At 58.1% G+C, this 21,225-nt stretch carries 9 protein-coding genes, 3 rRNA genes and 1 pseudogene; 7 read left to right on the top strand and 6 right to left on the bottom strand.

The annotated features are described in order from the left end of the window. Positions 1-207: 207 nt before the first annotated feature. From PLD_RS14320 to PLD_RS31165, 5 genes and pseudogenes are all read left to right on the top strand, one after another. A 23S ribosomal RNA gene (locus PLD_RS14320) occupies positions 208-3,099 on the top strand. A 138-nt stretch (positions 3,100-3,237) separates the two neighbouring features. Beyond that, a 5S ribosomal RNA gene (gene rrf, locus PLD_RS14315) occupies positions 3,238-3,353 on the top strand. A gap of 112 nt (positions 3,354-3,465) precedes the next feature. Continuing rightward, positions 3,466-3,581: ribosomal RNA gene (gene rrf / locus PLD_RS14310) — 5S ribosomal RNA — on the top strand. A gap of 735 nt (positions 3,582-4,316) precedes the next feature. Continuing rightward, positions 4,317-5,342: pseudogene (locus PLD_RS31170) on the top strand (cache domain-containing protein); the annotation flags it as partial. A 69-nt stretch (positions 5,343-5,411) separates the two neighbouring features. Next, the gene (locus tag PLD_RS31165) at positions 5,412-6,197 is read left to right on the top strand and encodes a methyl-accepting chemotaxis protein (protein ID WP_371929084.1); all 786 of its coding nucleotides are present in this window, start codon (positions 5,412-5,414) and stop codon (positions 6,195-6,197) included. Positions 6,198-6,274: 77 nt separating this feature from the next. On the opposite strand, the gene PLD_RS14300 is transcribed toward PLD_RS31165, so the two are convergent. Next, the gene (locus tag PLD_RS14300; protein ID WP_159893754.1) at positions 6,275-7,033 is read right to left on the bottom strand and encodes a thioesterase II family protein; all 759 of its coding nucleotides are present in this window, start codon (positions 7,031-7,033) and stop codon (positions 6,275-6,277) included. A gap of 299 nt (positions 7,034-7,332) precedes the next feature. Here PLD_RS14300 and lapG point away from each other — a divergent pair, with 299 nt between their 5' ends. Together lapG and lapD are read left to right on the top strand one after the other, a co-directional pair. Continuing rightward, positions 7,333-8,025, top strand: a complete 693-nt coding sequence (lapG, locus tag PLD_RS14295) for a cysteine protease LapG (protein WP_159893752.1) — start codon at positions 7,333-7,335, stop codon at positions 8,023-8,025. A gap of 14 nt (positions 8,026-8,039) precedes the next feature. Beyond that, entirely contained in the window at positions 8,040-9,986 is a 1,947-nt protein-coding gene (lapD, locus tag PLD_RS14290) for a cyclic di-GMP receptor LapD (protein ID WP_159893750.1), read from the top strand. 48 nt (positions 9,987-10,034) lie between these two features. Here the strand turns inward: lapD and PLD_RS14285 are convergent, their stop codons facing one another. The 5 genes from PLD_RS14285 to PLD_RS31150 all read right to left on the bottom strand — a co-directional run bounded on the left by PLD_RS14285 (position 10,035) and on the right by PLD_RS31150 (position 20,796). Beyond that, a complete protein-coding gene (locus PLD_RS14285) occupies positions 10,035-10,373 on the bottom strand; it encodes a tryptophan synthase subunit beta (protein WP_159893748.1) in 339 nt (112 codons plus the stop codon). Between the two features lie 158 nt (positions 10,374-10,531). Further along, the gene (locus PLD_RS30465; protein ID WP_256674829.1) at positions 10,532-19,369 is read right to left on the bottom strand and encodes an immunoglobulin-like domain-containing protein; all 8,838 of its coding nucleotides are present in this window, start codon (positions 19,367-19,369) and stop codon (positions 10,532-10,534) included. Then, positions 19,366-20,421, bottom strand: a complete 1,056-nt coding sequence (locus PLD_RS31160) for an immunoglobulin-like domain-containing protein (RefSeq protein WP_256674636.1) — start codon at positions 20,419-20,421, stop codon at positions 19,366-19,368. Before PLD_RS31160 ends, PLD_RS30465 begins: the two co-directional genes overlap by 4 nt. Next, the gene (locus PLD_RS31155; RefSeq protein ID WP_256674635.1) at positions 20,372-20,647 is read right to left on the bottom strand and encodes an immunoglobulin-like domain-containing protein; all 276 of its coding nucleotides are present in this window, start codon (positions 20,645-20,647) and stop codon (positions 20,372-20,374) included. The genes PLD_RS31160 and PLD_RS31155 overlap by 50 nt, the downstream gene beginning before the upstream one ends. Then, the gene (locus PLD_RS31150) at positions 20,644-20,796 is read right to left on the bottom strand and encodes a hypothetical protein (RefSeq protein WP_371929024.1); all 153 of its coding nucleotides are present in this window, start codon (positions 20,794-20,796) and stop codon (positions 20,644-20,646) included. Before PLD_RS31150 ends, PLD_RS31155 begins: the two co-directional genes overlap by 4 nt. Positions 20,797-21,225: the final 429 nt, after the last annotated feature.

Raw genomic sequence — 21,225 nt, 5'->3', positions numbered from 1 at the left:
AAGCTTAGAAATGAGCATTCACTTTGAATGTTGATTTCTAGTCTTTTGATTAGATCGTTCTTTAAAAATTTGGGTATGTGATAGAAAGATAGACTGAACGTTACTTTCACTGGTAACGGATCAGGCTAAGGTAAAATTTGTGAGTTAAATTGCAAATTTTCGGCGAATGTCGTCTTCATAGTATAACCAGATTGCTTGGGGTTATATGGTCAAGTGAAGAAGCGCATACGGTGGATGCCTTGGCAGTCAGAGGCGATGAAAGACGTGGTAGCCTGCGATAAGCTTCGGGGAGTCGGCAAACAGACTTTGATCCGGAGATCTCTGAATGGGGGAACCCAGCCATCATAAGATGGTTATCTTGTACTGAATACATAGGTGCAAGAGGCGAACCAGGGGAACTGAAACATCTAAGTACCCTGAGGAAAAGAAATCAACCGAGATTCCCTTAGTAGTGGCGAGCGAACGGGGACTAGCCCTTAAGTGGCTTTGAGATTAGCGGAACGCTCTGGAAAGTGCGGCCATAGTGGGTGATAGCCCTGTACGCGAAAATCTCTTAGTCATGAAATCGAGTAGGACGGGGCACGAGAAACCTTGTCTGAATATGGGGGGACCATCCTCCAAGGCTAAATACTACTGACTGACCGATAGTGAACTAGTACCGTGAGGGAAAGGCGAAAAGAACCCCGGAGAGGGGAGTGAAATAGATCCTGAAACCGTATGCGTACAAGCAGTGGGAGCAGACTTTGTTCTGTGACTGCGTACCTTTTGTATAATGGGTCAGCGACTTATTTTCAGTGGCGAGCTTAACCGAATAGGGGAGGCGTAGCGAAAGCGAGTCTTAATAGGGCGTCTAGTCGCTGGGAATAGACCCGAAACCGGGCGATCTATCCATGGGCAGGTTGAAGGTTAGGTAACACTGACTGGAGGACCGAACCGACTACCGTTGAAAAGTTAGCGGATGACCTGTGGATCGGAGTGAAAGGCTAATCAAGCTCGGAGATAGCTGGTTCTCCTCGAAAGCTATTTAGGTAGCGCCTCATGTATCACTGTAGGGGGTAGAGCACTGTTTCGGCTAGGGGGTCATCCCGACTTACCAAACCGATGCAAACTCCGAATACCTACAAGTGCCGAGCATGGGAGACACACGGCGGGTGCTAACGTCCGTCGTGAAAAGGGAAACAACCCAGACCGTCAGCTAAGGTCCCAAAGTTATGGTTAAGTGGGAAACGATGTGGGAAGGCTTAGACAGCTAGGAGGTTGGCTTAGAAGCAGCCACCCTTTAAAGAAAGCGTAATAGCTCACTAGTCGAGTCGGCCTGCGCGGAAGATGTAACGGGGCTCAAACCATACACCGAAGCTACGGGTATCACGTAAGTGATGCGGTAGAGGAGCGTTCTGTAAGCCTGTGAAGGTGAGTTGAGAAGCTTGCTGGAGGTATCAGAAGTGCGAATGCTGACATGAGTAACGACAATGGGTGTGAAAAACACCCACGCCGAAAGACCAAGGTTTCCTGCGCAACGTTAATCGACGCAGGGTTAGTCGGTCCCTAAGGCGAGGCTGAAAAGCGTAGTCGATGGAAAACAGGTTAATATTCCTGTACTTCTAGTTATTGCGATGGAGGGACGGAGAAGGCTAGGCCAGCTTGGCGTTGGTTGTCCAAGTTTAAGGTGGTAGGCTGGAATCTTAGGTAAATCCGGGATTCTAAGGCCGAGAGCTGATGACGAGTTACCTTTTAGGTGACGAAGTGGTTGATGCCATGCTTCCAAGAAAAGCTTCTAAGCTTCAGATAACTAGGAACCGTACCCCAAACCGACACAGGTGGTTGGGTAGAGAATACCAAGGCGCTTGAGAGAACTCGGGTGAAGGAACTAGGCAAAATGGCACCGTAACTTCGGGAGAAGGTGCGCCGGTGAGGGTGAAGGACTTGCTCCGTAAGCTCATGCCGGTCGAAGATACCAGGCCGCTGCGACTGTTTATTAAAAACACAGCACTCTGCAAACACGAAAGTGGACGTATAGGGTGTGACGCCTGCCCGGTGCCGGAAGGTTAATTGATGGGGTTAGCTAACGCGAAGCTCTTGATCGAAGCCCCGGTAAACGGCGGCCGTAACTATAACGGTCCTAAGGTAGCGAAATTCCTTGTCGGGTAAGTTCCGACCTGCACGAATGGCGTAACGATGGCGGCGCTGTCTCCACCCGAGACTCAGTGAAATTGAAATCGCTGTGAAGATGCAGTGTATCCGCGGCTAGACGGAAAGACCCCGTGAACCTTTACTATAGCTTTGCACTGGACTTTGAATTTGCTTGTGTAGGATAGGTGGGAGGCTTTGAAGCGTGAACGCCAGTTTGCGTGGAGCCATCCTTGAAATACCACCCTGGCAACTTTGAGGTTCTAACTCAGGTCCGTTATCCGGATCGAGGACAGTGTATGGTGGGTAGTTTGACTGGGGCGGTCTCCTCCTAAAGAGTAACGGAGGAGTACGAAGGTGCGCTCAGACCGGTCGGAAATCGGTCGTAGAGTATAAAGGCAAAAGCGCGCTTGACTGCGAGACAGACACGTCGAGCAGGTACGAAAGTAGGTCTTAGTGATCCGGTGGTTCTGTATGGAAGGGCCATCGCTCAACGGATAAAAGGTACTCCGGGGATAACAGGCTGATACCGCCCAAGAGTTCATATCGACGGCGGTGTTTGGCACCTCGATGTCGGCTCATCACATCCTGGGGCTGAAGCCGGTCCCAAGGGTATGGCTGTTCGCCATTTAAAGTGGTACGCGAGCTGGGTTTAGAACGTCGTGAGACAGTTCGGTCCCTATCTGCCGTGGACGTTTGAGATTTGAGAGGGGCTGCTCCTAGTACGAGAGGACCGGAGTGGACGAACCTCTGGTGTTCCGGTTGTCACGCCAGTGGCATTGCCGGGTAGCTATGTTCGGAAAAGATAACCGCTGAAAGCATCTAAGCGGGAAACTTGCCTCAAGATGAGATCTCACTGGGATCTTGAATCCCCTAAAGGGCCGTCGAAGACTACGACGTTGATAGGTTGGGTGTGTAAGCGCTGTGAGGCGTTGAGCTAACCAATACTAATTGCCCGTGAGGCTTGACCATATAACACCCAAGCAATTTGCTTAAGAAGCGAGTTGCGGTGTGTGAAGACGAAACGAACCGAAAGTTTGCAAACACACAAAGCTATTACATACCCATTTGCTGGCACGTTGCACAGGCAACGGACTGGCTACCGAATTTCTTGACGACCATAGAGCGTTGGAACCACCTGATCCCATCCCGAACTCAGAAGTGAAACGATGCATCGCCGATGGTAGTGTGGGGTTTCCCCATGTGAGAGTAGGTCATCGTCAAGATTAAATTCCGAAACCCCAATTGCGAAAGCAGTTGGGGTTTTGTCTTTATGTAGAAGTTGCTGATTTTGCTGACACGTTCGATGTTGAATCCAACGGGTCTGCCACAGAATTTCTTGACGACCATAGAGCATTGGAACCACCTGATCCCATCCCGAACTCAGAAGTGAAACGATGCATCGCCGATGGTAGTGTGGGGTTTCCCCATGTGAGAGTAGGTCATCGTCAAGATTAAATTCCGAAACCCCAATTGCGAAAGCAATTGGGGTTTTGTTTTTATGGCTTAAAACTCACATGCAGGCCATCCCCATGGCATTCAAGCGAGGAGCCGGCAGATCCTGTCTGACCGTGATGCCTCGAATTCGCGCTTCTTGCTGATTCCACTGAACACTCAGTTGGCGTTACCAGAAGTAGATGCCTGTCAGCATGCCCGGGACATAGCCCTGTTCTGAGCGCATGGGTTACCCACCCTCATTGCTGATCTATTTACGAGTGGCCATCGACACGCTTCGTATGCGCTGTTGCTCCCGGTCGCAACCCGGCTGCGGATTGCGTTGAAGCTCTACACGCTGCTTATAAGTCTGTAGTGGTCTAATCTCCTCAGCGCGGAGATCCTGATCCCTTGGGGTACGTACAGCTCACTGAATACTCGCCTTTAGTCAAGTCTAGGTGAGGGGGTAAATGATAATTAGTCGTAACTTTGTAAAGGGTTTATCGATTGCCGATTACCAAGGGGATCAACCGCCTGAAAATACGTTACGGCCGCTTTAGAGTACCGTTCGGCGGGATTCAGCAAATTCATCAGGCTAATTCAGAGAAATCTCTAAGGGATCTCAGCTTCTTGCCGAAAGACTAATATGACATGAATGCACCAAAGTAGAGCGGTTAAAGAATGTCGCCTGCGCTGTTACATGGAATGTTGCTTTATGGACGCATCCCCACTTTTTGCATAAGAAGTCCCATGAAATGAATCTCAAGTTCAGCCATAAAATCCTTCTGGCCGCCTCTGGCGTAGTGGTTCTGGCTTTTGCGTTGTTCACTTTGTACAACGACTACCTGCAGCGAAACACCATTAGGCAGAACCTCGAATCCTCTATTGAGCAGGCGGGTGAGCTCACCTCCAGCAGCGTGCAGAACTGGATGAGCGGGCGCATTCTGGTGCTCGAAAACCTGGCGCAGAACGTTGCTCACCAAGGTCACAACGCAGATTTCCCAGGGTTGGTGGATCAACCGGCCTTTACCTCGAACTTCCAGTTCACCTACGTCGGTCAAGCCAACGGCACCTTCACTCAGCGGCCCGACGCGAAGATGCCTGATGATTACGATCCGCGTCAGCGCCCCTGGTACAAACAGGCTGTGGCTGCCGACAAAACCATGCTGACCCCGCCTTATATGGCGGCTGTAGGTGGCTTGGTCGTGACTATCGCGATGCCGGTGAAGAAACAGGGTGAACTGCTGGGCGTGGTCGGTGGTGACCTGAGTCTGGAAACCCTGGTGAAGATCATCAACTCGGTAGACTTTGGTGGCTTGGGGCATGCGTTTCTGGTCAGTGCCGACGGTCAGGTGATCGTTAGCCCGGACAAAGACCAGGTGATGAAGAACCTCAAGGATATTTACCCTGGCGCCAATTTGCGGATCGAGAAGGGCAACCAGGAAGCGGTTCTGAACAAACAGGAACGCATCCTCTCCTTCACTCCTGTGACAGGCCTGCCGAATGCGGATTGGTACATCGGGCTGTCTATCGATAAGGCCAAGGCCTATCAACCCCTGACCCAATTCCGCACATCCGCCTTGATTGCCATGTTTATCGCCGTATCCGTGATTGCCGTGCTGCTGACTCTGCTGATCCAGGTGCTGATGCGTCCACTGATCACCATGGGCCGGGCGATGCAGGACATCGCCCAAGGTGAGGGTGATCTGACCCGGCGCCTGGTGGTGGAAAGCAAGGATGAGTTCGGCGAGCTGGGCAGTTCGTTCAACCAGTTCGTGGAGCGGATTCATGCATCGATTTCCGAAGTTTCCTCGGCCACTCGTCAAGTGCATGACTTGTCCCAACGGGTAATGACGTCATCCAATGCTTCGATCATCGGTTCCGATGAGCAGAGTGCACGGACCAATAGCGTGGCGGCGGCGATCAATGAGTTGGGCGCTGCCACCCAGGAAATCGCCCGTAACGCCTCCGATGCTTCGCAGCATGCGAGCGGCGCCAGGGAGCAGGCAGATGACGGTCGCCAAGTGGTGGAACAGACAATCGAGGCGATGAACGAGTTGTCGCAAAAGATCAGTTTGTCCTGCGCTCAGATCGAAACCCTGAACGCCAGCACCGACAACATCGGGCACATTCTTGATGTGATCAAGGGCATCTCTCAGCAAACCAATCTGTTGGCCCTCAACGCTGCTATTGAAGCGGCCCGGGCCGGAGAAGCCGGTCGCGGCTTTGCCGTGGTGGCTGATGAAGTGCGTAACCTGGCCCACCGTACCCAGGAATCGGCGGAAGAGATTCATAAGATGATCACCTCTTTGCAGGTTGGCTCCCGCGAGGCGGTGTCGACCATGAACGCCAGCCAAGTGTCCAGCGAAGAGAGCGTCGAAGTGGCGAACCAGGCTGGTGCGCGGTTGGTCAGCGTAACTCAGCGGATCGGTGAGATCGACGGCATGAACCAATCTGTAGCGGCGGCGACCGAGGAGCAGACGGCGGTGGTGGAGACCCTCAACGTCGACATCAACCAGATCAACCTGCTGAACCAGCAAGGCGTCGCCAACCTCAACGAAACCCTAAAAGATTGCGATGCGTTGTCGCAGCAGGCCAGTCGTCTGAAGCAGTTGGTCGACAGCTTCAAGATCTGAAGCACTGTAGCCCATGACCGTTGAGCCCGCTCCTGCATGATAGTAGGGCGGGCTTTTTCATGAGCGGGTGTTCGGGCTCAGTATTCCCCAAGTAACCCCAGATGAGTGTTGATCACTTGCAGCAGGCGCTGGCGCTGGGACTTGATGAAGAAGTGATTTCCGGCTACTTCGATCAGCTCGAATTCGCGGCGGGTGAACTCACGCCAGTTGAGCACGTGGTTGACCGTCGCCAGGGGGTCTTCACTGCCGTAGAAAGCCGTCAGCGGGATGTCGAGGCAGCCGCTGGAGGTGTCGTTCCAGGTTTCGAAAAGCTTCAGGCCGCTGCGCAGCACGCGTTCGTAGGCTTGCAGTTCGCCGGGCTGTCTGGGGATTTCCAAGGCGCTGGCGCCCAGGCTCAGGATGGCCTCGTGAAAGGCGTCAGTGGACAGCGAGTGCAGCAAGGGGCGATGTGGCAGGCTGTCAGGGCTGCGACAACCGGAGACAAACAGGTGACGAGTCTGCTCGGGGAAGTGTTCCTGGGCGTGTTTGCAGGCCTCATACGCCAGCAACGCGCCCAAGCCGTGACCGAATAATGCGTGGGGTTCGCCCAGCCAGGGCTCGAGTGTGGCGAAAGTGCTTTGCAGCAGGCTTGGCCAGGTGTCACAAGGCGCTTCATCATGGCGTGGACCGTGCCCAGGCAGATTGATCGCCACCAGCTCAATATGGTCGGCCAAATCGTTGGACCAGACTCGCAGTTGTTCTGCTGCCGCGCCGGCCTGGGGAAAACAGATCAGGCGGATCCGCGTGTTTTGCCCTGAGTTGATCACCAGCGTCCATTGTCGGTTGTCGGTGTACACGGTTTTTCCTTAAGCACGTGGGCCGGCGATTCCCTTTTCGCCGCTGATAAGGGCAGTCTGGTCGAGAACCTTCCAGTCTGCGAGCGGTTGTAAACATAGTGGCTGATGTCGGCGAATGCACGCGGGTGATAAGCAAACTGATAGCGCATTGCTGGCACCGTCAATCACAGTTGCAGCTATTCTCTGAATATTTCGTATCGACCTTTTAAGGTGGCCGGTGATTGTAAGGTGCCATTGTCTTTTCTCCGGTCAGCCTTCACCATCAGCCGATTGACGACAGCTTCCATGGACTCATCGCATTGGCGGCACCTTTAGCTCTTTCACGGACCTTGCGCTGGTTCGGCTCGGCGTTGCTGCTGGCTGGCATGCTGCTGGGCAGCCTGCAGGCCGATTGGGATTTTTCCCAGATCAGTCGTCGTGCCACTGCGCTCTACGGTCCGCTGGGCGAAGGTCAGCAGCGCATCGATGCCTGGCAGCGCTTGCTGGCCTCTCAAAAGCAACTCCCCGAGCAAGAGCAATTGAGAGTGGTCAACCGATTCTTCAACAAGAACGTGCGCTATGTCGAAGACATCGATCTATGGCGCAAGGTGGATTACTGGGAAACCCCGATCGAGGCCTTGTGGAAGGGGGCGGGTGATTGCGAGGACTATGCGATCGCCAAGTATTTCAGCCTGCGCCACCTCGGGGTGTCCAGTGACAAATTGCGCATCACCTACGTCAAGGCTTTGCGCCAGAATCGCGCGCACATGGTCTTGACCTACTATTCCACTGCGGACGCCATGCCGCTGGTGCTCGACAGCCTGGAGGACTCGATCCGTCCGGCCAGCGAGCGGACCGATCTGTTGCCGGTGTACTCGTTCAATGCTGAAGGGTTGTGGCTGCCGGGCGCCAAGGGCAATAAGCGGGTTGGTGATACCAAGCGTCTATCCCGTTGGCAGGACGTGTTGAGAAAAATGCAGGCCGAGGGTTTTCCGGTCGAGACGACTAACTAGGAGCACGAGCTCAGATGTCTTTGTTCAAACAACTGCTGATCGCAATCTGTGTGTTCCTGGTGGTCGCTTTCAGCGGCAGCTTTATGGTCAGCCTGGAAAGCTCGCGCGCTCAATACGTCAATCAGCTGCGCTCCCACGCTCAGGACGCCGCTACGGCACTGGCCCTGTCGCTGACGCCGAACATCGACGATCCGGCGATGGTTGAGTTGATGGTCAGTTCGATCTTCGACAGCGGTTATTACGCGAGTATCCGAGTGGTGGACCTGGCCACCGACAAGACCATCGTCGAGCGTAGCGGCATTCCGGAAGTCAGCAACGTGCCTCAGTGGTTCGTCAATCTCATCGGCCTGGAGCCGGCTGGCGGTGATGCCATCGTCAGCCGCGGCTGGGAGCAGGCGGCACGAGTCGAAGTGCTCAGCCACCCGATGTTCGCCGTGGCCAAGCTCTGGCAGAGCGCACTGGGTAGCCTGGGGTGGCTGTTGATCTGTGGTGCGGTGAGTGCGGTACTGGGGGCCTTGTTGCTGCGTCGCCAGCTCAAGCCCCTGGACTACATGGTCCAGCAATCCCACGCGATTGCCCGGCGTGAATTTCTCAGCTTGCCGCAACTGCCTCGTACGCCGGAACTGCGTCGAGTGGTGCAGGCGATGAACCAGATGGTCGAGAAGCTCAAGGCGCTGTTTCAGGAGCAGGCCGAACGCAGTGAAAAACTGCGCATCGAGTCCTATCAGGACAGCCTGACCGGGCTGGCTAACCGACGTTATTTCGAGATGCAACTGCACGACCGGGTGAGCAACTCGGAGCAGGCCAGCTCCGGCTACCTGCTGTTGTTGCGGGTCAAGGACCTGGCCGGCTTGAACCAGCGCCTGGGCGGCCAGCGTACTGACCTGCTGTTGCAGGCGGTGGGCGAACAGTTGCTACGCGAGTGCAGCAAGTACCCTGAAACCACCAACCTGGTGACACGCGTGCGTGGCGGTGAGTTCGCCGTGCTGGCGCCGGGCTTGGTTCGTGAAGAGGCGATCTTGCTGGCTCAGAGCCTGGAAAGCGCCATGAGCAGCCTGCATGCCACCGGTGCCACCGACGTGCAATCAGTGGCGTCTATCGGCCTGGCGGCTTTTGCCCATGGCGATTCGCCGCAAGCAGTGCTCAGCCTCGGTGACCAGGCGCTGGCCCAGGCGGAAGCCCAGGGCGATGTCAGTTGGGCCTGTCTGGATCACAGCAGCAATACCCAGGTCGGCGATGATCACCATGCATGGCACCAACTGTTGGATCGGGCGCTGTCGGAACAACGTTTTCAATTGTATTTCCAGCCCGTGGTGGCCACTCAGGACACCTCGCGGGTGCTGCATTACAAGGTGCTGTCGCGGCTGATGGACGAGCATGGGCAGACCATTGCTGCCGGGCGTTTCCTGCCATGGCTGGAGCGCTTCGGCTGGACCGCGCGTCTGGACCTGCTGATGCTTGAACAGGTGTTGAAGCAGATGGCCGGGCATCGGGACAGTCTGGCCTTGAACCTCTCGGCCGCCACCCTGGAGGACCCTCAGGCCTTGAACCGCGTGTTCGAGATGCTGCGACAACATGCTGATTTGGGGCCGCGCCTGACCTTGGAAATCGGCGAAGAACAGTTGCCCGAGCAGGTGCAACTGGAACAGTTGACCCGGCGTCTGCGGGCGTTGGGCTTCTCCCTCAGCCTGCAACGTTTTGGCGGTCGCTTCAGCATGATTGGCAACCTCGCGCGTTTGGGCCTGGCCTACCTTAAGATTGACGGCAGCTACATCCGCGACATTGATCAAGAAAGCGATAAGCGCCTGTTTATCGAAGCCATCCAGCGCGCCGCCCATAGCATCGACCTGCCGCTGATTGCCGAGCGGATCGAGACCCAGGGCGAGCTGCAAGTGATTCGGGAAATGGGCTTGTATGGCGTGCAGGGGCAGTTGTTCGGCGAACCGGCGCCCTGGCGTTGAAAGGATAAGGATGAGGTTACAGTCGCCGGCGGGCTGGCGACCGCTGCTTCAGATCAATCCGGTTTCATCATCGTTGATCAACCGGCTCAAACCACCCAAGGCCTCACGGGCCTGGCTCCGATCCATCAATTTGGCCTGGGCCGCTGCAGGCAGGTCGGTGACGCGGATCACGCCCTTGCTGGTCAGGACCTGAATCAGGTCGTCCAGTACCCGGATCATCTCCAAGTCACTTTGCTTGAGCTGCTTGAGGCTGACCTCTACTGCCTCATTGGCGTACCAGGTCTGGATCTCATGATGATCGGCAGGCAGTGTCTCGGTGGCTTCGGCGTAAGCAGTGGCTTCCACGCGAATCAGCTGGCCTTGTGCATCGCGTTGCACGTAGAACATGGCGAATCCCTCAGGCTTTTTTTCCGCTTCAGGCTGTCAGCAGCATAGGCCAACGCAGCATTAGGAGCGCGAGTATGCGATGCGCCGAGACAATCGTCACGACGCAAGCTGTTTACCGAGACTCGACGGCCACCCGTAATGGGTAGCCGCCAAGGCCATCAGCTGTTGTTGTGATCGATCTTGATGGTCGGATCGCTACCGGCAATCAACGAGTTGATGCTGGCGTTTGACCAGTTGTTGCCTTCCAGCTTGATCGTCACATCGGCGTTGGCCAGGCCGCCGTCGGCGTTGAGCTTGCCTTCAGAACTGACCTGCAGCGTCGAAACGCCATCCACGGTGGTGATCTTGAGGAAGTTGTCGATGGTGCTGCCACTCTCGCCCTGCAGCAGATCCCGCAAGTCGATACGGTCACCTTCGCCGGCCTTGAAATCCTTGATCACATCGTTGCCGGTATCGCCGGCCTTCCAGACAAAGGTATCAGCACCCGAACCGCCGATCAGGATGTCGTTGCCCTGACCGCCGATCAAGGTGTCGTTACCGGTGCCGCCCAGCAAGATGTCATTGCCCTTGCCGCCGTCCAGCAGGTCGTTGCCGCCCTGGCCGAAGAGAATGTCATTACCAGCGCCACCCAACAGGGTGTCGTTGCCGTCGTGCTTACCAGACACATCGAACTCGGTGTAGTGCTCGGTGATGTACTGGTGCACGTTGCTGGTGCTGACCTGGCCTACATCGACTCCGGTCTGCTTGGCCACATAGGCCTGCATGGCCTGATAACCCTCGCCGGCAACGCCGTTGAAGCTCACCAGATCGCCGAACAGGATGTCGTTGCCGTGGCCGCCATTGACGATGTCTGAACCTGGCATGGTGGCTTCGGTGTGACCGATAATGGAGTTGGCCAGGTCGTTCGGGTCGATGTTGGTCTGCGGCTTGCCATCGCTGTCGTATGGCTTGAGGTCGTTGAGGCTGACATCGTTGTTCAGGCCGATGGCTTCCACCTGAGACAGTTTGCTCAGCAGCACAAAACCGTCATTGGAGTTGCTGGTGGTGGCCCAGTTGGTGGTACTGCCATTACCCGCCAGGGTGGACAACTCATAGGTGCCGTCGCCCTGAGCGTGCAGGGTGCCCAGGGTCGCACTGTTCCAGCCGCTGCCCCACCAGTTGCTGCTGTAGGTCTGCAGTACCACCGTGCCGTTGGCGTTCACGCTGAGGGCGTGGGTGCTGTCGATGTAGGTGCTGAAAGTATCCCCCAGTTTGTAGTTGCTGGTGGTCACCACATCGTCGAGGCGCACGTTACCGTACAGCGTCGGGTTGGTCTGCTCGCCGGTCTGGTAGTAGGTCGGCTTACCGTCGGTGATGAAGTAGGTCAGGTTGGTGGCATTGGTGTTGCTGGTAGCCTGGCTGCTCTGGAAGAAGTTGGCCGTGGTCTTGAACACGTCTTCGTAGTTAGTACCGCCGCCGGAGCTCATTGAATCCAGCACGGCCTTGAGCTGGGCCAGGGCGTTCGGGTCGTTGAGGTTCACCGACACCGACTGGTTGACCTGGGAATCGAAGTCGGCAAGGAAGATGTTCACCGTGCCTGAGCCGGCGCTGCCGATGCTGCTCTTCAGGGTATTGAAGACTGCAGTCAGGGAGTTTTTGGCCGCGGTGATGGCGCTGCCCATACTGCCCGAACTGTCAACCATGAAGGCGATGTTGTAGTTGGTGCCGGGAACCACGGTCAGACCGCCGATGTCCGCGACGACAATATCGTTACCGTCGGTGCCCGTCACGTTGTCGTCGCCGGAGGTGGCGACAATCGCGTTGTAGTTGGCCGGGTAGACCGTGACCGGGATCTGCGCCGAACTACTGGCAGAACCGCCCAGGGACTCGGTGGAGGTGGAGGTCACTGTCAGGTTGAACGAGCCATTGTAGTAGCTCGGCGGCGTGACAGTCAGGGTATCCAGGTTCCAGCCCGTGACATTGGCTTCACCCGAGGAAGCGGTGGCGGTGAAGGTATGCCCATCACCATCGCTGAGTACCGAGCCTGCGGGAATGCCACTGATCTTCACGCTCAGGGTTTCCGAACCGTCGGTATCGGTCAGGCCGGTGCTGATCTTCGACAGGTGCACGCTGCCGCCTTCGCCGCCCTCGTTGAGCTTATAGCCGTCGTAGTAACCTTCACCGTTGGTGCCGTGCAGGTCAGATACCGAGACCCCAGCATTGGTCAGGTCGGTGACGCCGGTGTACAGCGGCACGCCGGCGTTGCTCAGGTCCACAGCGGCGCCGCCATTGACCGAGAGGTTGACGTCGTAGTTGCCCAGACCGGCCTGGTTGTGGTGGTAGATATCGATGGTGTAGTAGCCGCTGCTGGTCGGGGTGAAGGTACCGTTGAGGTTACCGCCCGCGCCCCAGGTGGTGCTGGCCACGTTTTTGCCGCCAATGGTCACCAACAGGCTGTCGTCGCCAGTGCCGGAGAAGGTGTAGGCCTTGCCGGCTTCCAGGTAGATCAGGCCGGAGGTCTTCGATGCGGTGCCTGGCGTGATGTTGCCGTCGGACTGGACGTTGGTCGCCAGGCTGCTGCTGTTGGGCGTGCCGGCAGCATCAATGACCGATTTCAGGGTGCTGGCGGACGCGCCGCTGCCGTCGGTGCCCAGGCCGCTGAGTCCGGTCCAGACTTCCTTGAGCAGGCCCACCGAGTTCACGTTGTTGCCGGCCACGCTCAGGGTCGGTGCATCGGCCACTGGGGTGATGTCGACCGTGACCGTACCGGTGCTGCCGAGGGCTTGGCCATCGGTTGGCTGGAACTTGATCTGCGCGTAATCGGCCTGCTGGTTGCCCACACCATTGCCGCCGTAGCCGTTGGTGCCGGATTCGTTGGCGTCCGGGGTGAAGCGCAGTTTGCCGGCATCGATATCGGCCTTGCTGAAAGTCTGGTTGTTGGCCACATCCTTCCAGGTCGAACCGTCCAGGTACTGCAGTTTGCCGTCACTTGGCAGCTGGGTGATCTTCACCCCGAGGCTGGACGCCGGGCTGTCGACGTCGCTGACGCCGAAGTTCGACCAGGCCAGGGCCAGCGGCGTGTCTTCGCTGCCGGTGACCGCGCCGCCGGTAGCGGTCGGCGCATCGTTAACCGCTACCACGTTGACCGTGGTGGTGGCGACGTTGGAGTAGTTGCCACCATCGGTCACGGTCACGGTGATGGTCCGTGGCGTGGTGCTCGGATCTTCACTGTTGTTGGTGAAGGTGATGTTCTTGATCTGCTGCATGTAGTCGGCCAGCGTCGCGTTGCCCGACAGGGTCAGGGTGATCGAACCATCCTTGCTGTTGGCATTGATGTTGATGCCATTGACGCTGTTGCCCAGGTTCAGCGAGTCCCCTGGCTGACGGTTGGTCAGCACGATGGTGGCGCCGGTGAGCAGGGTGCTGTCCGGGTCGGTGATGCTCAGGTCGGTGTCGGCAATCGATACGCCCGGGCCTGAAGTGCCTTCGGTGAAGGTGACTTTGTAGTCGGCCCCGGTGGCACCACTGGAGTTGTTGGCATCCAGATCGATGACCGGTGGTGCATCGTTATCGATGATCGAGGTGGTGACGCTGTTATTGCTGCCCACCACCAGGTTCTCGAAGTTACCGCCCGTGGCCGAGTCGATCTTGACCACGAAATTTTCCGTGCCTTCGGTGATCTTGTCGTCAATGGTGGCGACGTTGAAGGTGGCGCTGCTGGCACCGGCCGGAATCTTCACGGTGTACACGCCGCTGAAGTCCGAGCCGTCGGTGGCGGTGCCGCTGTAGCTGATCTTCAGGGTGACTTCGGTCTGTGCCGGGTGGGTCAGGCTCACGGTGTAGCTGGCGGTCTGGCCTTCAGTGACCGAGGTGCTGCCGGTGATACCGACCGAAGTGGTATCGACGGTATCGGTGACGTTGGTCACTGCCGCAGTGGTATCCGGAACCAGCTTCTCGAAGTTGCCACCAGTGGCGTTGGTGATGCTGGCATTGACCGTGCCGGCATCGATGTACACGTCATCAGTCGGGGCCGCGACGCTGACGGTGCCCGTGGTGCTACCGGCGGCAATATTGATCACCGCACCGTTGCTCAAGGTCACGGTTACCGGAGTGCCAGCGGCATTGCTCAGGGTAGCGGTGTAGATGATTTGCCCCCCTTCAGCCACAGTACCGGTAGCGCTCAGGGTCAGATTGGTGGTGTCGACGGTATCGGTCACGGTGGTGCTGACCGGCGATTGGTCGGCCACCAGCTTCTCGTAGTTACCGCCGCTGACATCGCTGATGGAGTTGGTCAGCGGAGTGTGGCCGATCAATACATCGTTAGGCGCAGAGATGTTCACCGAACCGGTGGTTTCACCGACCGGGATGGTGATCTTCTCGCCGTTGGCCAGCGTCACGGTGACAGGCGAGCCAGTCACCGGCGCGGTGACGGTCGCGGTGTACGTGACATTGCCACCTTCGACTGCCGAAGGCGTAGCGGTGAGCGATACGGTGCTGGTATCGATGGTGTCAGTGACGTCGGTTACCGCTGGAGCGGTGTTGGTCTCCAGGTTCTCGAAGTTGCCGCCTTCAGCTTTGGTGATGGTGGCTTCAACCGTGCCGGCATCTTTGTACACGTCATCAGCCGGAGCGGCGACGGTTGCCGTGCCGGTGGTTGCGCCTGCGGCAATGGTGATCACCGCGCCATTAGAGAGCGTGACCGTGACAGGTGTACCGGCAGCGTTAGTCAGAGTCGCGGTGTAAACAATGGAGCCACCCTCAGCCACGGTGTCGGTCGCCGACAGGCTCAGGGTGGTGGTGTCAGGTGTATCGGTCACGGTGGTTTCAGCAGGTTTATCGCTGATGGCCAGCTTCTCGTAGTTACCACCGTCCGCGTTGGTAATGGTGGTGCTCAAGGAGCTGCCGCCAGCCAATGCGTCGTTTGGTGCAGTGAAGTTCACCGACGCCTGGCTCTCGCCAACAGGGATGGTGATGGTTTGTCCGTTGGACAGTGTCACAACCACAGGCGAACCAGTAACGGGTGCAGTCACCGACGCGGTGTAAACCACGGTGCCGCCTTCGGCCACGCTCGGCGTAGCGGTGAGCGATACGGTGCTGGTGTCGATGGTGTCAGTGACGTCGGTTACCGCTGGAGCAGTGTTGGTCTCCAGGTTCTCGAAGTTGCCGCCTTCAGCTTTGGTGATGGTGGCTTCGACTGTGCCGGCATCTTTGTACACGTCATCAGCCGGAGCGGCGACGGTTGCGGTGCCGGTGGTTGCGCCTGCGGCAATGGTGATCACCGCGCCATTAGAGAGCGTGACCGTGACAGGTGTACCGGCAGCGTTAGTCAGAGTCGCGGTGTAAACAATGGAGCCGCCTTCAGCCACGGTGTCGGTCGCCGACAGGCTCAGGGTGGTGGTGTCAGGTGTATCGGTCACGGTGGTTTCAGCAGGTTTATCGCTGATGGCCAGCTTCTCGTAGTTACCGCCGTCCGCGTTGGTAATGGTGGTGCTCAAAGAGCTGCCGCCAGCCAATGCGTCGTTTGGTGCAGTGAAGTCGACCGACGCCTGGCTCTCGCCAACAGGGATGGTGATGGTCTGTCCGTTGGACAGTGTGACTACAACTGGGGAGCCAGTAACCGGCGCGGTGACAGAGGCGGTGTAAACCACGGTGCCGCCTTCGGCCACGGTTGGGGTGGCAGTCAGGCTGACGGTCGAAGTATCGATGGTGTCAGTGACGTCGGTTACCGCTGGAGCGGTGTTGGTCTCCAGGTTCTCGAAGTTACCGCCTTCAGCTTTGGTGATGGTGGCTTCGACTGTGCCGGCATCTTTGTACACGTCATCAGCCGGAGCGGCGACGGTTGCGGTGCCGGTGGTTGCGCCTGCGGCAATGGTGATCACCGCGCCATTAGAGAGCGTGACCGTGACAGGTGTACCGGCAGCGTTAGTCAGAGTCGCGGTGTAAACAATGGAGCCGCCTTCAGCCACGGTGTCGGTCGCCGACAGGCTCAGGGTGGTGGTGTCAGGTGTATCGGTCACGGTGGTTTCAGCAGGTTTATCGCTGATGGCCAGCTTCTCGTAGTTACCGCCGTCCGCGTTGGTAATGGTGGTGCTCAAGGAGCTGCCGCCAGCCAATGCGTCGTTTGGTGCAGTGAAGTCGACCGAAGCCTGGCTCTCGCCAACAGGGATGGTGATGGTCTGTCCGTTGGACAGTGTCACAACCACAGGCGAACCAGTAACGGGTGCAGTCACCGACGCGGTGTAAACCACGGTGCCGCCTTCGGCCACGGTTGGGGTGGCAGTCAGGCTGACGGTCGAAGTATCGATGGTGTCAGTGACGTCGGTTACCGCTGGAGCGGTGTTGGTCTCCAGGTTCTCGAAGTTACCGCCTTCAGCTTTGGTGATGGTGGCTTCAACCGTGCCGGCATCTTTGTACACGTCATCAGCCGGAGCGGCGACGGTTGCCGTGCCGGTGGTTGCGCCTGCGGCAATGGTGATGACCGCGCCATTAGAGAGCGTGACCGTGACAGGTGTACCGGCAGCGTTAGTCAGGGTCGCGGTGTAAACAATGGAGCCGCCCTCAGCCACGGTGTCGGTCGCCGACAGGCTCAGGGTGGTGGTGTCAGGTGTATCGGTCACGGTGGTTTCAGCAGGTTTATCGCTGATGGCCAGCTTCTCGTAGTTACCGCCGTCCGCGTTGGTAATGGTGGTGCTCAAGGAGCTGCCGCCAGCCAATGCGTCGTTTGGTGCAGTGAAGTCGACCGAAGCCTGGCTCTCGCCAACAGGGATGGTGATGGTCTGTCCGTTGGACAGTGTCACAACCACAGGCGAACCAGTAACGGGTGCAGTCACCGACGCGGTGTAAACCACGGTGCCGCCTTCGGCCACGCTCGGCGTAGCGGTGAGCGATACGGTGCTGGTGTCGATGGTGTCGGTGACATCAGTGACGGCTGGAGCAGTGTTGGTCTCCAGGTTCTCGAAGTTGCCGCCTTCAGCTTTGGTGATGGTGGCTTCGACTGTGCCGGCATCTTTGTACACGTCATCAGCCGGAGCGGCGACGGTTGCGGTGCCGGTGGTTGCGCCTGCGGCAATGGTAATCACGGCACCGTTGCTCAAGGTCACGGTTACCGGAGTGCCAGCGGCATTGGTCAGAGTCGCGGTGTAAACAATGGAGCCACCCTCAGCCACGGTGTCGGTCGCCGACAGGCTCAGGGTGGTGGTGTCAGGTGTATCGGTCACGGTGGTTTCAGCAGGTTTATCGCTGATGGCCAGCTTCTCGTAGTTACCACCGTCCGCGTTGGTAATGGTGGTGCTCAAGGAGCTGCCGCCAGCCAATGCGTCGTTTGGTGCAGTGAAGTCGACCGACGCCTGGCTCTCGCCAACAGGGATGGTGATGGTCTGTCCGTTGGACAGTGTCACAACCACAGGCGAACCAGTAACGGGTGCCGTCACCGACGCGGTGTAAACCACGGTGCCGCCTTCGGCCACGGTTGGGGTGGCAGTCAGGCTGACGGTCGAAGTATCGATGGTGTCAGTGACGTCGGTTACCGCTGGAGCGGTGTTGGTCTCCAGGTTCTCGAAGTTACCGCCTTCAGCTTTGGTGATGGTGGCTTCGACTGTGCCGGCATCTTTGTACACGTCATCAGCCGGAGCGGCGACGGTTGCGGTGCCGGTGGTTGCGCCTGCGGCAATGGTGATCACCGCGCCATTAGAGAGCGTGACCGTGACAGGTGTACCGGCAGCGTTAGTCAGAGTCGCGGTGTAAACAATGGAGCCGCCTTCAGCCACGGTGTCGGTCGCCGACAGGCTCAGGGTGGTGGTGTCAGGTGTATCGGTCACGGTGGTTTCAGCAGGTTTATCGCTGATGGCCAGCTTCTCGTAGTTACCGCCGTCCGCGTTGGTAATGGTGGTGCTCAAGGAGCTGCCGCCAGCCAATGCGTCGTTTGGTGCAGTGAAGTCGACCGAAGCCTGGCTCTCGCCAACAGGGATGGTGATGGTCTGTCCGTTGGACAGTGTCACAACCACAGGCGAACCAGTAACGGGTGCAGTCACCGACGCGGTGTAAACCACGGTGCCGCCTTCGGCCACGGTTGGGGTGGCAGTCAGGCTGACGGTCGAAGTATCGATGGTGTCAGTGACGTCGGTTACCGCTGGAGCGGTGTTGGTCTCCAGGTTCTCGAAGTTACCGCCTTCAGCTTTGGTGATGGTGGCTTCAACCGTGCCGGCATCTTTGTACACGTCATCAGCCGGAGCGGCGACGGTTGCCGTGCCGGTGGTTGCGCCTGCGGCAATGGTGATGACCGCGCCATTAGAGAGCGTGACCGTGACAGGTGTACCGGCAGCGTTAGTCAGGGTCGCGGTGTAAACAATGGAGCCGCCCTCAGCCACGGTGTCGGTCGCCGACAGGCTCAGGGTGGTGGTGTCAGGTGTATCGGTCACGGTGGTTTCAGCAGGTTTATCGCTGATGGCCAGCTTCTCGTAGTTACCGCCGTCCGCGTTGGTAATGGTGGTGCTCAAAGAGCTGCCGCCAGCCAATGCGTCGTTTGGTGCAGTGAAGTCGACCGACGCCTGGCTTTCACCAACAGGGATGGTGATGGTTTGTCCGTTGGACAGTGTCACAACCACAGGCGAACCAGTAACGGGTGCAGTCACCGACGCGGTGTAAACCACGGTGCCGCCTTCGGCCACGGTTGGGGTGGCAGTCAGGCTGACGGTCGAAGTATCGATGGTGTCAGTGACGTCGGTTACCGCTGGAGCGGTGTTGGTCTCCAGGTTCTCGAAGTTGCCGCCTTCAGCTTTGGTGATGGTGGCTTCGACTGTGCCGGCGTCCTTGTACACGTCATCAGCCGGAGCGGCGACGGTTGCGGTGCCGGTGGTTGCGCCAGCAGCAATGGTGATGACCGCACCGTTGCTCAAGGTCACGGTTACCGGAGTGCCAGCGGCATTGGTCAGGGTCGCGGTGTAAACAATGGAGCCACCTTCAGCCACGGTGTCGGTCGCCGACAGGCTCAGGGTGGTGGTGTCAGGTGTATCGGTCACGGTGGTTTCAGCAGGTTTATCGCTATGGCCAGCTTCTCGTAGTTACCGCCGTCCGCGTTGGTAATGGTGGTGCTCAAAGAGCTGCCGCCAGCCAATGCGTCGTTTGGTGCAGTGAAGTCGACCGACGCCTGGCTCTCGCCAACAGGGATGGTGATGGTTTGTCCGTTGGACAGTGTCACAACCACAGGCGAACCAGTAACGGGTGCAGTCACCGACGCGGTGTAAACCACGGTGCCGCCTTCGGCCACGCTCGGCGTAGCGGTGAGCGATACGGTGCTGGTGTCGATGGTGTCAGTGACGTCGGTTACCGCTGGAGCAGTGTTGGTCTCCAGGTTCTCGAAGTTACCGCCTTCAGCTTTGGTGATGGTGGCTTCGACTGTGCCGGCGTCCTTGTACACGTCATCAGCCGGAGCGGCGACGGTTGCCGTGCCGGTGGTTGCGCCAGCAGCAATGGTAATCACCGCACCGTTGCTCAAGGTCACGGTTACCGGAGTGCCAGCGGCATTGGTCAGGGTCGCGGTGTAAACAATGGAGCCGCCCTCAGCCACGGTGTCGGTCGCCGACAGGCTCAGGGTGGTGGTGTCAGGTGTATCGGTCACGGTGGTTTCAGCAGGTTTATCGCTGATGGCCAGCTTCTCGTAGTTACCGCCGTCCGCGTTGGTAATGGTGGTGCTCAAGGAGCTGCCGCCAGCCAATGCGTCGTTTGGTGCAGTGAAGTCGACCGAAGCCTGGCTCTCGCCAACAGGGATGGTGATGGTCTGTCCGTTGGACAGTGTCACAACCACAGGCGAACCAGTAACGGGTGCAGTCACCGACGCGGTGTAAACCACGGTGCCGCCTTCGGCCACGCTCGGCGTAGCGGTGAGCGATACGGTGCTGGTGTCGATGGTGTCGGTGACATCAGTGACGGCTGGAGCAGTGTTGGTCTCCAGGTTCTCGAAGTTGCCGCCTTCAGCTTTGGTGATGGTGGCTTCAACCGTGCCGGCGTCCTTGTACACGTCATCAGCCGGAGCGGCGACGGTTGCCGGTGCCGGTGGTTGCGCCAGCAGCAATGGTAATCACCGCACCGTTGCTCAAGGTCACGGTTACCGGAGTGCCAGCGGCATTGGTCAGAGTCGCGGTGTAAACAATGGAGCCACCCTCAGCCACGGTGTCGGTCGCCGACAGGCTCAGGGTGGTGGTGTCAGGTGTATCGGTCACGGTGGTTTCAGCAGGTTTATCGCTGATGGCCAGCTTCTCGTAGTTACCGCCGTCCGCGTTGGTAATGGTGGTGCTCAAAGGAGCTGCCGCCAGCCAATGCGTCGTTTGGTGCAGTGAAGTTCGACCGACGCCTGGCTTTCGCCAACAGGGATGGTGATGGTTTTGTCCGTTGGACATGTGACTACAACTGATCCGGTGACCGCGCGGTGACGGTCGGTGTAAACCACGGTGCCGCCTTCGGCCACGCTCGGCGTAGCGGTGAGCGATACGTGCTGGTGTCGATTGTCGGTGACTCAGTGACGGCGGGAGCAGTGTTGGTCTCCAGGTTCTCGAAGTTGCCGCCTTCAGCTTTGGTGATGGTGCTTCACCGTGCCGGCGTCACTTGTACACGTCACAGCCGGAGCGGCGACGGTTGCCGTGCCGGTGGTTTGCGCCAGCTCAATGGTAATCACCGCACCGTTGCTCAGGTCACGGTTACCGAGTGCCAGCGGCATTGGTCAGGTCGCGGTGTAAACAATGGAGCCGCCCTCAGCCACGGTGTCGGTTCGCCGACAGGCTCAGGTGGTGGTGTCAGTGTATCGTCACGGTGGTTTCAGCAGTTTATCGCTGATGGCCAGCTTCTCGTAGTTACCGCCGTCCGCGTTGGTAATGGTGGT

Origin of the sequence: Pseudomonas sp. LD120, from assembly GCF_009861525.1 — a bacterium.
Taxonomy (GTDB): domain Bacteria; phylum Pseudomonadota; class Gammaproteobacteria; order Pseudomonadales; family Pseudomonadaceae; genus Aquipseudomonas.
This window is presented reverse-complemented; position numbering and strand designations above follow the sequence as displayed.

What these genes read in the sequence shown, in the direction of transcription:
- lapD (WP_159893750.1), top strand. Translation starts at nt 8,040, where the DNA reads ATGTCTTTGTTCAAACAACTGCTGATCGCAATCTGTGTGTTCCTGGTG.
- PLD_RS14285 (WP_159893748.1), bottom strand. Translation starts at nt 10,373, where the DNA reads ATGTTCTACGTGCAACGCGATGCACAAGGCCAGCTGATTCGCGTGGAA.
- PLD_RS31165 (WP_371929084.1), top strand. Translation starts at nt 5,412, where the DNA reads ATGACGTCATCCAATGCTTCGATCATCGGTTCCGATGAGCAGAGTGCA.